This is a genomic window from Lactobacillus melliventris (assembly GCF_042679465.1).
Lineage (GTDB): Bacteria > Bacillota > Bacilli > Lactobacillales > Lactobacillaceae > Lactobacillus > Lactobacillus melliventris.
In genome coordinates this window covers 114408-129429 of sequence record NZ_JBHTMT010000006.1, presented here as the reverse complement: position 1 = coordinate 129429, position 15022 = coordinate 114408, and the positions used below count along the sequence as shown (strand labels likewise).

Sequence of the window (15022 nt, the reverse complement as noted above, 5' to 3'; positions counted from 1 at the left end):
CAGCTTACCTTAACTGTGTTTATAAGCCTACATATTATTAGTATAACAAAAAAGTAGTTAGAACCTGTCTAACTACTACTTATAAATATTTAATTTAAACTTAGTTTTGGGATGCGCCTGTGGCCGTGTCCGGCTTAGTTTCCTTCTTGACCTCTTCTTCTGCAGCGGCCGCTTCGGCTTTAGTTGAAGCTCCAGTTTGAGCATCAGGATCAGAATTACGCCTGTACGTAGCTCCTGTCGTAGCATCCGGATCGATCACCAACTTTTGTCCGGTTGTTTCACAGAAATATTTTACTAGTGGATATAGGTCCTGTACCCATTCATAAATACCGGCATAGTTACCTTCATCATCTTCAACACGCTTGTAATAATGTAAAACAAGTTGCTTAAGGTTTCCCGTTGGTACAGGCATATAAACAGCGTCGTGTCCGCCTTCTTTGGTTCGCAAAGCATGAACAACTTTTTTAGCTTCGGGAATGACATCGCGAACATCAGGATGAACTTCTCCCATGGTATTTCCTACTTGTGCGGGAACTCTCTTAGCCTTCATCTTGGCGTTAGGATCAACCGGACGGTTATACCATAAGAATTGGTTATTATCATCTACAAAAGTTAGTTCGCCAATTGTGTTACGCAACATCCAGTTAATTTGATTGACTGTTAATAATCCACTGTCAAGCTTAACATAATCGTCTCCTGTGGCAGCATGGGTCTTTTCTGCTGCTTTATCAAGCCAATCTGGATCCTCTTTTTTAAGCCCCTCTACTGTATAACGTCTTTTGCCTGTAGCATCAAAGTCTTCTTTTAAATATTCATCAGAGTTCATATCTTTTAACCATTTGGGTTCAGCCATTTTTCATTCTCCTTTATCATTATTTACAATAGTAAACCAATTGTATCACGGAAGCGCTTATTTTTAGGCATCTTTTTAAATTATCCTTTATCTGAGATTTATTTTTCTTTCTATCATAATGAGCTAAAATAGATAGTGATAGCTAAGTATAAAGGAGAGAAATATGAAAACTGGCACAAAAATTATTACATTAGATAATGGATATCATTTGTGGACGAACACTCAAGGCCACGGAAATATCCATTTATTGGCTTTACACGGTGGCCCCGGAGGCAATCATGAATACTGGGAGGACACTGCTGAACAACTGAAAAAACAGGGGTTGGACGTACAAGTAACTATGTATGATCAATTGGGTTCTCTTTATTCTGATCAACCTGATTATTCTGACCCTGCTATTGCTAAAAAATATTTGACCTATGAATATTTCCTAGATGAAGTTGATGAGGTACGGCAAAAGCTAGGTTTAGACAATTTTTACCTCATCGGTCAAAGCTGGGGTGGCCTTCTAGTCCAAGAATATGCCGTCAAATACGGTCAACATTTAAAAGGCGCAATTATTTCTTCAATGGTTGATGATATTGATGACTACGTTAAAGCCGTTAATCGCCGGCGCCAAGAGGTTTTGCCCCAAACCGAAATTGACTTTATGCATGAATGCGAAAAGAATAATGATTACGACAATGAACGCTATCAAGAAGACGTTAATATTCTAAACATTAACTTCGTTGATCGTAAACAACCGTCTAAGCTATACCATCTAAAAGATATTGGCGGTACTGCCGTTTACCAGGCATTTCAAGGTGACAATGAATTTGTAATTACCGGAAAACTAAAAGACTGGCATTTTAGGGATCAACTTAAAAATATTAAGGTGCCGACACTGCTAACCTTTGGTGAAAATGAAACAATGCCGATTGCCACCGCCAAAATTATGCAAAAAGAGATTCCTAATTCTCGCCTAGTAACAACTCCTGATGGCGGTCATCACCATATGGTTGATAATCCTGCTGTTTATTACAAACATTTAGCCGACTTTATTCGTCAAGTGGAGGAAAACACTTTTAAAGGAGAATAACAATATCTTCCAGAATGAAATATCAACGCAAAGAAAACAAGCAAATGGTTGCTTGTTTTTTACATGCAACAATAAAGATTTAAATTACATAAATTTTTAAAAATCATGTTTTGAAAATTTTAGCGATTCATTTCACTATGCTTATAATTAAAATAAAATAACAATGTAAAGAAAAAATATATTTTTAAATAACAATACCATTGTCTAATCCACTTATTATATTATTATTAATAAGTGGATTAGTGAAAGTAATTAGACAAAAAAATAATAACTAAATTTTTATTTTAATTAAGCTAAAAGCTTTAACCATGGGCTTTTATAATAAAGGTATACGTATTGCTTTATAAATATATTATTTTTAACAAACATATAAAAATAATATTTTAAGTATAGACCAATTCATGTTATTATAAACTTATAGTTATTGATAGTATCAAAAAATAACTGGAGGATAATAAAATGAAATTATTGATAGCCATCATACTAATTATAGGTGGTTGTTCATACATTCTTGATTTAATCTGGACGCTGTGTCTGACATTTAGCAGTCGTGTTCGACAGGATAGGTATGGCGAGCGCTGCCGCGATTTTGATACTATGTTTTTGTTAATCCCTGCGATGAATGAATTTCAAACTCTAAGCAAAAATATACCAAAATTATTGGATGTACAAAAACAATGTGACGATTTTATCAAACTTAAGCTAGTATTTATTGATGATGATTCAAGCGATGGGACCACTACTCTACTGCAAAAGTATGCCTACCATCCTGATGTCATAGTTGTACATCGCACTAAACCTAATGCACAGCAAGGAAAGGGGCCAGCACTAGAATATACAGTCAAGCGCATTGCTAAGATGAACTACCCCGAAGACAAAACAATTATTGGTGTAATCGATGCTGACAGTATTCCAGGAAAAAAGTACTTAAAGGAAGTTGTATATGCCTTTAATCATTCCCACTATGATTTAGTGCAAACACGTGTGAATATTTACAATTTGCAACAAAATATTGCGGTGATGCAAAATTTTGAATTCACTGTTTATAATTCTCTTTTACAAATGGCAAGAACTAGCTGGGGCTCATCTTTAGCTTCAGGTAATGGCCAATTTATGACTTTAAAAATGACTAATGACGTTGGTTGGTCATCATCACTACTCGAAGATTGCGAATTTTCAATAAAAGGTCTATTTAAAGGCTATCGTGGTACTTTTATAAATAAAGTAAGTATTGCACAAGAAGGCGTTACTGGATATAAGAAGTTAGTTCGCCAGCGCACACGTTGGTGCCAGGGCGGATTTCAATGCTTGAACAAATATGGCAAGCAGATAATTAAATCATCTGCCATTCCATCAATGTTTAAAGTCTTTGTAATAGCGTTTTTGACTATTCCCGCAATTTCCCTTTTAGTTACGCCAGCCGCAGGAATTTCACTAATAATATTACTAATTTATATGAAAACTAACGTCTGGGCTAGTTTAGCAGTTATTGGCGGTTTGCTTTTAATTGAAGTCTTGACAAATTTTTTGTTAATTATAAAACAATGGCGACAAGCCAGGCTTGACTTCCCACTAAAATTCTCTTATTTGCTCAGAATCATTATCATGTTTGATGTCTATAGATGGTCTCTGGCAATAGTACCGTATAAAGCTATAATACGGGCTATGTCTGGAGATGAATCATGGTCAAAAACTGCTCATGATTAATATTTATCCTAGTGACCTATACCAACTGTGAAAGGTTAAATTCTCTTTATGGATATGATTAGCTCAAAAGAACTGCTTTACAGTTTCTTATTAAGTTTTACTCATTACGTTTCTTTTTAGGCGCAAGCAGATAAGCGCTAAGCGCTGTGACTGTCAAGAGTGCGACTGCAGAAATCCCTACGCCATATCTTGAGCCTATTTTCTTAGCAATAAGCCCTCCTAAAAGATAGCCTAAAGAATTTACTCCGATTAATACTGTTTTATAGATACTTGTAACTCGACCAAGATATTTTTGCTCAACTTGCTGTTGCCTATTCGTGATTATACTAATATTGATGATGGATTCAATAATTGCAATAACTGCAATAGCTAAAACTAATACCAATACGTTCTTAGACAAGGCAAAAACAGCACGAAAAAGAGCGCCTGTAAAAATTAACAGTGTAAACAACAAATTAAAACCAACTCGTTTATTTAACCAATTAACAATCAAAGTACCGATTAAGGCACTAATAGCTGCAATTGCGGAAACAATTCCGATATTTCCAGAGGAAAGGCCTATTTGCGTGCGTAATATTATGAGACTATCGTTATCAAAATTTGCTGAAGCAATATTAACCAGTGCGGCCAGTATTAATGGATATAAAACAGAGTGAAGACTAAGAGTATAATTCAAGCCCTCTTTTATATCCATTTTTACTGTTTTAAGTGCTGGCTTCAGGTCTGCTAGTCCAGTAAAGGAAGTGTTCTGGGAGCGCAGATTTATCATTTTTTCCAGTAAAAGACTAATTAAATAGAAAACGGCACAAATAAGAATTAAAATACTGTGCGAAACAAATTGATATAAGACGCCGCCTACGATAGGCAGTGCGAAATTAGCTGCATATTGTATGCCATAAACCAGACTGTTTAGTTCAGAGAAATCTTTCTTTTCAACCAAAAAAGAAACAAAGGTAATTTCTGACACTGTATTAAGTGTATTGGTGACGCTGACAACGAGTGAAACTGCATAGATAATAAAAATCGTGCAATCTATTGTTAAATGCAATGCAATCGCGGTAGCAAAAACTAGATAACTGATAAGTCGGATTAAATCACTGAAAATTAGAATTTTTTTGACATCGAATTTATCTGTGAGTGCGCCTGCAGGAAGACCAAGAACCAAAAAAGGCAGTGTTTGAATTATAGAAATTATTGACAAATGAATTCCATTTTTAGTGATATCAAGTACCATCAATGGTAACACAAAGGCCATTAACGCACTGCCAAAGTTATCAGTAATTACTGATAGAAGATATAGTCTGTTGTTTCTACTTTTTAGTATGTTTTTCATATGAATAAGCTTACCTTTTTAATGGGAGTTTAGTTTATATCTGCATAGTGGAAGTCACATATAAGGAAATAAAATATACCTGTCTATTTTGTCGCTATTATCATGTGTGATTAATTAGCAGATTTATTATCTGTTACTACTTATCTTTTTATTATCAGCAGGACTTAATAAAGAGGCGTTCTTTAGTGCTTTAATTTTCTGATCGTTTTAATAACTTTCTTGTTAGTCTTAACTTCTCTTAAGGTAATGGTATGTTCATCACTATTAGTGGTAACTGCATAATCAGCATTAATCTTTTATTTACTTTAAACAAGTTGCTCATTTTCACAACATTATAACGCCTTGCGGACTTGCTAGTTTTAATCATCATTGATCTAGCAATCATCTAAAACAGTCAAAGGTAGAATATATTCTAAACCCCTGTTCTAATCATCATTGATCTAACAATCATCTAAAACCCATATGTCACCTGAAGACGCTGAAAATACGTTCTAATCATCATTGATCTAACAATCATCTAAAACGAAACCCCCTACGGTTCAATTTCAATCGCGGTTCTAATCATCATTGATCTAACAATCATCTAAAACTCCACCACATCTGATTCATGCAGGTGATAAGTTCTAATCATCATTGATCTAACAATCATCTAAAACCAACTCCAACTATAATAAACAAACAGATATGTTCTAATCATCATTGATCTAACAATCATCTAAAACAGCAGATGCTGAACAGCTTAAAAAGGACAAGTTCTAATCATCATTGATCTAACAATCATCTAAAACCGTAAGCCTTCAAACTATCAAGTCGGCCACGTTCTAATCATCATTGATCTAACAATCATCTAAAACCCATAAGCTTGTTATCATAGGTATTTAAATGTTCTAATCATCATTGATCTAACAATCATCTAAAACTCAAATACGCGACGTTTACGACACCATGGAGTTCTAATCATCATTGATCTAACAATCATCTAAAACGCATGAAGGTGACAATATGCTCTGCTGCATGTTCTAATCATCATTGATCTAACAATCATCTAAAACGCTTGCATGCATTCAAATTTGGCATGCTTAGTTCTAATCATCATTGATCTAACAATCATCTAAAACTATCTAATATCTCTAATTCTTTCATTTTTAGTTCTAATCATCATTGATCTAACAATCATCTAAAACCATGTGCAAGACTTGACAACTTGCCTAAAAGTTCTAATCATCATTGATCTAACAATCATCTAAAACTTCTTGAATTGCATCATGCAACAAATCTTTGTTCTAATCATCATTGATCTAACAATCATCTAAAACACGTGATCTTCGTAGACTAACACAGGCCATGTTCTAATCATCATTGATCTAACAATCATCTAAAACAGCCACAACATGCATCTAGTATCTTCACGAGTTCTAATCATCATTGATCTAACAATCATCTAAAACTGAGTTCGCCTTTCTTGTCGGCTTTATTATGTTCTAATCATCATTGATCTAACAATCATCTAAAACCTATTTTAAAGCAAGGGCATATTGAATTACGTTCTAATCATCATTGATCTAACAATCATCTAAAACAGTACATTGGCACATATCCTTCAATGTTTTGTTCTAATCATCATTGATCTAACAATCATCTAAAACCAATCGTTATCAGTGCCATTAGATTAATCGGTTCTAATCATCATTGATCTAACAATCATCTAAAACGGGTACCAGAGTTATCTGACTATACGGCTTGTTCTAATCATCATTGATCTAACAATCATCTAAAACGAAAGACGGAAGGAATGCCTGCTGTCTGATGTTCTAATCATCATTGATCTAACAATCATCTAAAACTCTGGCACGCATTGCCGTTTCGTATTCAGCGTTCTAATCATCATTGATCTAACAATCATCTAAAACTCGTCTGTGTTCATAAAATCACCTCATTAAGTTCTAATCATCATTGATCTAACAATCATCTAAAACTGAATTCCGTCTTTTCTGATTGAGTCGTAAGTTCTAATCATCATTGATCTAACAATCATCTAAAACAATACCTGCGCCCTTTAGTATCTCTTGGGTGTTCTAATCATCATTGATCTAACAATCATCTAAAACATCCTGCGAGAATTGATAATTCCTCGCGTCGTTCTAATCATCATTGATCTAACAATCATCTAAAACATTTAAAGGTGAAGAAGTAATAGATAGTCGGTTCTAATCATCATTGATCTAACAATCATCTAAAACTATATGCATAATATTTTACGTGAACATGAAGTTCTAATCATCATTGATCTAACAATCATCTAAAACATATTGGTCGTAGTCATGTTTTAACTGTTCGTTCTAATCATCATTGATCTAACAATCATCTAAAACTACCATGTTATCAGTAATATTCGAACGATTGTTCTAATCATCATTGATCTAACAATCATCTAAAACAGTTCACTCTTATTATCATCACAACAAATTGTTCTAATCATCATTGATCTAACAATCATCTAAAACCGATATTTTATAATATAATTTTAATATTGTTGTTAATACCAATCGATTAGATCCTTATCAATAAAATAAAAAGGTATGTCTTTAGGTGTTGCTAAATTTTCTTTTGTCGTGAATTCAATTACAACCAAAATTAAATTCATTTCTGTGACAAGACTAGCTAACTCTTGCCATTCCTCTTTTTCCAAGTAATGAGCTACATTACAAATAACAGGAATAGTTTTTAAATCACATGTTTGGTAAATTTTTAAAACTGTTTCTATTATACCATATGGATGAATTAATAAAGCTTTATCTAAATGAATTTCTGTATATTTAAGGAGTTTCTTTAAATCTTCATCAAAATTAATCGCTAATGGTAAATCCTCAAGTAAAAGTGAATCCTGTAAGATTGACTCTAAACTATAAAGCGATCTAATTAGCTTATCACGATTTTCTTCATCCAAGCTTTTCAGATAATTGTTCACAATGTGCGGCATATACTTTTTAGTGATATCGCCACTAAGTAATGGATCGCCAATGAAATCAAACGTCTTGCCGATATCAAGAGGACTGTAATTATCCTCTGAACAAAGCAACATTTTATTATTTCCTTGAAATCCTTGAATTATATCACAGTAAGCAATTGGGCTTTGCAAGCCAATGATTTTTATACCAGGATCCTTGAACACCCATTTTTTATGAGTTGCATAAGTTAAAATCATAAGATAATCGTCCTATCTGAAGTATTACGCACATCATCAATTGGCTTGCCAAGTAAAAAATGCATGTCATTATATTGCTTTTCCGTAACCATTAATGACTGAACTAGGCCTCCACGAGGCAAGAATTTTTTGATACGATTTTCCAAAAACTTAGCTGTTTGTCTGGTAACACAGACTCGTACATATACAGAAAATTGCACCATTAAGAAGCCTTCATTAATCAACTTTTTATGAAATTGACGATATTCTTTTCGTTCTTGGGCTGTTTCCGTGGGCAAATCAAACATTATCATTAAGCGCATTATTCGGTACCTCATTTGTCAAACTCATCTCCATTTCTGGTAATTTTTTACTTTCTCCACTAAGAAACTTTAAACATTCTCGTACGTAAACTGTAATGGCATTGGTTAAAAGCATCTTTTTACCGTTAAACTTTATTTCCAAGCTTAAAAGTTCAACTAAACCATACTTAATATCTGGTGTCAGCTCTTTAATTTTTGCATGAGCTTTAACCCAATAGTCAACAAACGGTCGAAATGGTTCCATTAAATCCGAAGCCAAATTAAACTGGTTTTCCTGTGAGCAATGGTGAATACCAAAATAGGTCAAATAGCCATTCATTGCAATTTCTCTATTAAAACTTGAAAGCAAAATAGCATAACCATAATCTAGTGCCGCATTAATGGCACTGGTATCACGTCTAACAAAGTTTTTATCGAATAAAATCATAAAATATTTACGAGCCGCAATTGCTTCTCGATTGCTTTCATCATTAATTTCCAGTTGATCCAGTTCACTTTGAACTTCATCTTTATTCAAATGATAATTAGCTAAAACTGCAATCTGATTTTTGATCTTTTGACTAACTATCCTTGTCCACAACACTTCTTTTAAATGTTCATCCCAATTAAACTGCTTTTTTAGCTTCGCCATATTTCTGGCTCCCGGATAATAAACAGCCGTTTCAACGACAGGATTATCCTTTTCATCAACAAATATAACTTTGGTTTGATTTTGCGCTAATTTACTAATAAGTGCGCTGGTAATCACTGCCTGTGTAGTTGAAACAAGCAACAGATTAATATCCTCAATTGGAATTTGATTAATGCCATCACGAGTTTGGACAATCATCATTTGCATTGAATACGTTAATTTCGCATGTTGCGTGATAATTACTGATCTCCATCCCATATTTTCCTCCTTGTATTTTTGAAAATAAATGTTATACTATAGTTGTTGGTTAGCTACCAACGATCTAATCATTATTGATCTAACAACCAGATTTAAAATCAAACAATGTATCTTTGAGATACTAAGTTTCAACACGGTTATTACCGTCCTGCCTCAGCTCTATAGCGGAGGTTTTTTTATGCACAAAAATAGGGAATCGGATTATTGCGCTTCCCTATTTTAGTTTACAAATCGGCTATCCTAACCCGTTTTTCAAAAAGTCCTGTTGGTGACTGGAAAATTAATATTGCATTAGATGATAAAGTTATACCAGAAGGCGATTGCATTAATCCAAATGGGGTCTTAATTCCAATATTCTTTAAATTAGGAACAACTAGATTATCGTGTAAGCCATTTAAAATATTACTTAAAGTAATTTTCTTATCATTAACCGCTAAATCAAGGAACTTTGCTCTACCTAAATGCAAACTATTTCTAAACTTGTTCACATCAAATAATGGTAAATATTGATCAACCTTTTGCAAAATCTCGTCATAAGCTTTTACTAATAATTTATCTTGATCCTCGCTCTTCTTCAAGTTATCAGTGACTATTCGCATTGTTTCTTGAGAAAGGGTCAGTTGCTTTGCATTCGTTTCATACTTTGCAGAGTACAGCATAAATTTTTTGTCACCATCCAAGACGACTTGCTTAAATGGTACATGATCTTTCACCACTCTAAAGCCTTCAACACCCCGCTTAGGTTTACCATTTTTATCAAGCATGATCTGGGGCTCAACCACTTTGTGGAGCTCTTCTTTATAGTTTCCCTGATTTTTAGCCTGTTTTAAACCTGCAAGAGCGCGCATTGGAATCCCAATAACTTTGTAGATAGATTCTTTTGCTTTCTCAATCTTAACAATTACCATATATGCATCAGTGTTGCCGCTATAGCCACCATAAATTTTCGGATCAAGTCCGTTCCCCTTAGGTATCAACTTTCTAGTTTTCTTACGATCACGCTCTCCGCGAGGATAAATAGTCATGTTGAACATACTGCTGCTTTCAGTTGACGTTTCTCTTGAGACTAGCATGTATTTATAATTATATGCTTTACGTAATTTATCAAAAATGTCTGGATGCTTGTAAAAGACTATTCGATCACTATTATTTTCTTTGATTTCTTCTAGAGCTTTACGCTCAGAATTATCTTTTTGCAGTAAAGGCCACATAAATGTAAAGCCCTTGAAGTGCTTAATCAAGTCTTTTTGTAAGTCTGGATCTTGGCTAAACTTTTTAAACTGACCATACACAAAGTATGGCCGATACTTAGGATAAACTTGATACAAAAAGTTCCCGCAAACTATCGATAAATAAGCATCAATGGCATGGTGATAGTCATTGACATCACGACTCTTATATAAATCTAGACGCTGACGCAGAGCGGAGTTGTCACCAGCTTTAACTGTAATAATTTCTGCATCTGGATATTTATTTTGCAAAATAACTGATACTAATTTAACTATTTGACTCGTTTCAACTAATTGTCTGTTAATAAAACCGGATTTTTGAAATTTACTTAACCTATCTGGGTCGAGTAATAAATTACCCAACTTATGTTTATTTATGATACCAGCCTTTTGCCAGTGTTTCCACATTTCGCCAACTGTCATTTTCAAATCTGAAACATAATTGTTAGCAAAACGCTTATACGGCACATCATCTGATTTTTCCGCATTTAACGGGGTAGCAGTTAAAACTCTGTTATCGAAAGAATCATCTTTAATAAAAGACTGAGGCAAAATATGATCAATCTGATAATTTGTTGATACTTCATCAATGTTAATTTTTTTACCGGTATAAGCATCGCGACCCGTTTGCATAAAGTATAAGAAATACTTGTCTTTCAGCAATTTGCGGCTAGTCATAGCTTCTTTTAAGCTATTAGTCAGATTCTGATCTACGAGTTCGCCAGCTGTTTCTTGATATGCCTTGAGCAATTTAGTGCCACGAATATGTGATAACTGCGGGTTTTTATCAGGGTCACGAGTGAATTCAATTGCAAATTGCGCTGGAGCTTTACCACTAGCTGCTTTAACCACATCAGCTACTACTTTAACAACCTGTCTAATAGCTTTCTTATTAGCAGGAGAAGTATATGCATCTGCCAGGATTTCTTCAACACCATTTTCCTGAGTAATGTTCTGATTTTCCTTAGCAATTGCTTCTTTAAAATCAGGCTCAGTCACAATTTGCATAAAGTTCTTTTGGCTATCCCAAAGTTGTTCTATAATATTTTGGCCATTTGTATCATGCAGTTCTACCAACAACTTGCGCGATAATCTGCCCCAACCTTGCAGGCGCCAAGTTGAAATTGCCTTAAATTGTGCGGGAGTTAACCACTTAAATTCAGCATGCAATTTATCTTGAAAAATTTTTTTATCTTCAAAGATAGACGAGTACTCAATTATTTTTTCAAATTCTTTTTGATATTGTGGGTCTGCTAATTCTTTATCAAAGACATGTAAATTTTTGAGATGGTAATAACTTGCCAGACTTGAATTAAATTTAGTTGGATCCGCCAATCCCTTAATTTCTACAGTTGGTAAATGGAGATTTTGCTTCAAATAGCTGATTAGAGCTTTTTCTGTCACAGTTTTCTTTTCCTCAAAGAGGTCATTGAAAATCTGTTGCTTAAGGTCAACACTGATTCTGCTACCATTAACCCTAATATTGTTAAGTTCGTTCAGAACTTCAAATCTTTGATAAAGCAAACTATTTGCAGGTAAAACATCTTCACCTAAAAGATAGGTATCCTTGATAGTCATCCGCTTAATAAACTTGTTGGCAGATTCTTGACGATCTACTTTTTGCTCAAAATTCCACGGGGTGATTTGACCCTGCTCTTTTCTGACCATCCAGGCAAAGCTCTTACCGGAAGTCTTTTCCTGTTCATCAGCTGTAATCATTGGACCCACATAATAAGGCACTCTGAATCTGACCAGTTCATCCAATTTGTATGGTGCTTGTTTACGGTGATCTTCTACTGGGTTTTCTGCAGCTAAGAATGGATAATATTTGCTTTGATTAGCAATAATCTTATCCAGTTCGATTTGATGCAGCTGAAACGGAATTACACCATTACTGTTCGTCCTCTGCTTAGGCATAAAATTATCGGCAGCTATCTCTTGCGCAATCTTATGAGCGAGTTCAGAGTCATCTAGGTTATCTTTAACAGTTTTATAAAAATCTTCTTTGGTTAAAGTGCTATCCTGTTTAAATTCGGTTTTGGCTTCCAGCAAATGACCATGACGATTATTAACGTATAGATCATAGGCTAAAAGTAATTTCTTGGCCTGAGCGCGATCTGGTAAGCTTTCAATATAAGCTTTTAACAATTTGTAATCTTGATGATGTTTATTATATTTTTCTACCATAGATTGTGATAAACTCTTATTTTCATCAACAATAGTACTTAAGGTAATCGCGCTAAACAGTTTTTCGATTTCAGCGACAACAGTCTGATCACTTTCATCAAGATCCGGTAATAAGGCATCCAGCTTATCATCTGCATCCGAAAGTTTGAATTCCCATTGTGCCTTATCGTTTTTATCAATTTCCTTACCTAAAATTGTTTCAAGCTGCGTTTTATAGCCCATAATAGCGTTAGCAATTTGCTTAGCCACATTTTTTTGTTCCTTGGCAGTTGAATCTGTTAATAACTTGGCAATTTTCTTGACCTTGTCCATCTTATATAGGGTTTTATCCGCATCTTTACCGCGTATAACAGCCTCGATCTCGGCAGCGTTTGCGACATTTAATTCAATAAGATCTTGGCCCTCAACTATCTTATCCGCAAAAGCATTATTGATATTTGTTAAAATCGGGCCGACTTCAATTTTGGAAGCTTCAAAGTCTTTAACAGCTGTATCTTGTAAGAAATTACCACGATACTTAACAATGTGGTGGATGGCTAAAAATATTTCACGCAAATCAAATTGACGGTCTTGCGTCATCAGTGCGTCACGCAAATGATAGATCGTCGGGTATTTTTGATAATATTCCTGATCTTCCTTAGCTGTTGGAAATACAATTGCCTGGTACTTTTTTCTGCTTTTATCTAATGGTGACACCCATGACTGATGCAGGCGCACGAAAAAGCCTGGATCCACTTCAGCCATTGGTTCCGCAAAAATCTCTTCTAATAGGCGTAAGCGCCACTTTCTGCGCTTAAGGCGTCTTCTGGTAGTTCTAAAACCGCGACGATCAGCCGCAGTATGTCCTTCCTCAAATAAGTGTGAACCTATTGCAGTTTTTCCCCTAAGTTTTAATAAGTTATTTTTCTTATCCGTCACGGCCCAGCCGCAAGAATTGGTCCCGATATCGAGACCCAGAATATAGTCATCTATTCTTTTCTTCATATTCTTTCTCCTTAAATCTTTTCATTACTATAAGAATACCCCTTATAACCACATAATTCACTACAATTTTTAAAACAATATAAAAATGTTGACTAATTTGACCATAATTTTTAATAAATAAATCAAAAATAGTCCCAGAAGATATGTAACCCCTGGGACTTATTTCATTACTTATTGGCTTTTTCTTTAATTGTTGCAGCAGAAGACTGTAACTTCTTTTCTTCTTCATCTGTAAGTGTCAATTCAACGGTTTGAATAATACCATCACGACCAACAATTGCAGGATAAGACAGGTAAGTACCATATTTTTCCTGATAATTTGAAACTGGCATTTCAGTATGGGCATCGCTTTGAATAGTTTCTACCAAACGAGTCACAGCTGCTGAAATTCCATAGTTAGTATATTGCTTACCCTTATATACTGTTTGACCACCAAACTTAATCTCGCCATTTAAGTCTTCAAGCTTTAAGTGCTTTGCTTTAGCTACTTCAGTAATTGGTTTTTCCAAAACCTTGACTGTCGACCAAGCCGTAAATTGTGAATTACCATGTTCGCCTAAGTTAAAGCCTTCCACTGAACGAGGATCGACATTCATGAGTTCACCAACAGCACGTTTCATGCGGGCTGTATCTAAAAGAGTACCAGTACCAATGACGTGCTTGCGCGGTAAACCAGTTAATTCCTGATACATATTAGTAATTGCATCTACTGGATTGGTAATAGCAAGTAAGATACCGTTGAAGCCACTCTTCTTAATTGCCTCCGCAATATCTCCAATCCGCTCACGGTTGTAGTTCAATTCGGCGAAACGTTCACCGCCTGCTTCCAACTCAATGTTTCCAAAAGCACTAATTACAATATCTGCATCTTTGAGGGCCGAATAATCATTGATAGTAATAGTAGTGTGGTGCTTCAAATTTGCCATGGCATCTTGAAAATCAAGCTGATCAGCTCTAACCTTTGCTTCATTAACGTCAATCATAACGAGATCGTCTACCAGACCCGTTAATATCAGCTGTTGCGCTACCGTACTGCCAACGTGACCGTCTCCGATAATTCCAATCTTATTACTCATAATTTTTCCCTCCTATTGTTTTTAAAAATATTAAAAAATTATGTAAGATCTATTATATACAAAATTATGATAAAAATAAAATATTTTTTAAAAAAATATTAGTTTTTAGTTATCATTGCTAAATGTAAATTAAAACCCACACTTTTTTAAAATTATAGGTAAAGAAAGCGTATACTAAA

The 15022-nt window shown here is 34.6% G+C and carries 9 protein-coding genes and 1 CRISPR repeat array; of the genes, 2 read left to right on the top strand and 7 right to left on the bottom strand.

Annotation, left to right across the window (positions count from 1 at the left end; genetic code table 11):
* Nucleotides 1–100: 100 nt before the first annotated feature.
* Nucleotides 101–853, bottom strand: a complete 753-nt coding sequence (locus tag ACFQ32_RS07845) for a PAS domain-containing protein (protein WP_046324302.1) — start codon at nucleotides 851–853, stop codon at nucleotides 101–103.
* 163 nt (nucleotides 854–1016) lie between these two features.
* On the opposite strand from ACFQ32_RS07845, the gene ACFQ32_RS07840 reads away from it, so the two are divergent.
* On the top strand, nucleotides 1017–1931 hold the full coding sequence (locus tag ACFQ32_RS07840; RefSeq protein WP_046324301.1) for a proline-specific peptidase family protein: 915 nt from the start codon (nucleotides 1017–1019) through the stop codon (nucleotides 1929–1931).
* Between the two features lie 459 nt (nucleotides 1932–2390).
* Nucleotides 2391–3638, top strand: a complete 1248-nt coding sequence (locus ACFQ32_RS07835; protein WP_052724617.1) for a glycosyltransferase family 2 protein — start codon at nucleotides 2391–2393, stop codon at nucleotides 3636–3638.
* 97 nt (nucleotides 3639–3735) lie between these two features.
* On the opposite strand, the gene ACFQ32_RS07830 is transcribed toward ACFQ32_RS07835, so the two are convergent.
* The 6 genes from ACFQ32_RS07830 to ACFQ32_RS07805 form a co-directional block, all read right to left on the bottom strand.
* Nucleotides 3736–4971 carry an MFS transporter gene (locus ACFQ32_RS07830; protein WP_046324300.1) on the bottom strand — a complete coding sequence of 412 codons (1236 nt, stop codon included), beginning with the start codon at nucleotides 4969–4971 and terminating at the stop codon, nucleotides 3736–3738.
* A gap of 356 nt (nucleotides 4972–5327) precedes the next feature.
* Nucleotides 5328–7475: a CRISPR direct-repeat array (repeat unit 36 nt; unit sequence GTTCTAATCATCATTGATCTAACAATCATCTAAAAC).
* A gap of 32 nt (nucleotides 7476–7507) precedes the next feature.
* Nucleotides 7508–8176: a type II-A CRISPR-associated protein Csn2 gene (csn2, locus tag ACFQ32_RS07825; protein WP_046324299.1), complete on the bottom strand. Its 669-nt coding sequence runs from the start codon at nucleotides 8174–8176 to the stop codon at nucleotides 7508–7510.
* Nucleotides 8173–8478, bottom strand: a complete 306-nt coding sequence (gene cas2, locus ACFQ32_RS07820; protein ID WP_046324298.1) for a CRISPR-associated endonuclease Cas2 — start codon at nucleotides 8476–8478, stop codon at nucleotides 8173–8175. The genes csn2 and cas2 overlap by 4 nt, the downstream gene beginning before the upstream one ends.
* On the bottom strand, nucleotides 8456–9367 hold the full coding sequence (gene cas1 / locus ACFQ32_RS07815) for a type II CRISPR-associated endonuclease Cas1 (RefSeq protein WP_046324297.1): 912 nt from the start codon (nucleotides 9365–9367) through the stop codon (nucleotides 8456–8458). The genes cas2 and cas1 overlap by 23 nt, the downstream gene beginning before the upstream one ends.
* Before the next feature lie 224 nt (nucleotides 9368–9591).
* The gene (cas9, locus tag ACFQ32_RS07810; RefSeq protein ID WP_046324296.1) at nucleotides 9592–13767 is read right to left on the bottom strand and encodes a type II CRISPR RNA-guided endonuclease Cas9; all 4176 of its coding nucleotides are present in this window, start codon (nucleotides 13765–13767) and stop codon (nucleotides 9592–9594) included.
* 167 nt (nucleotides 13768–13934) lie between these two features.
* Nucleotides 13935–14843 carry an L-lactate dehydrogenase gene (locus ACFQ32_RS07805; RefSeq protein WP_046324295.1) on the bottom strand — a complete coding sequence of 303 codons (909 nt, stop codon included), beginning with the start codon at nucleotides 14841–14843 and terminating at the stop codon, nucleotides 13935–13937.
* Between the last annotated feature and the right edge of the window lie 179 nt (nucleotides 14844–15022).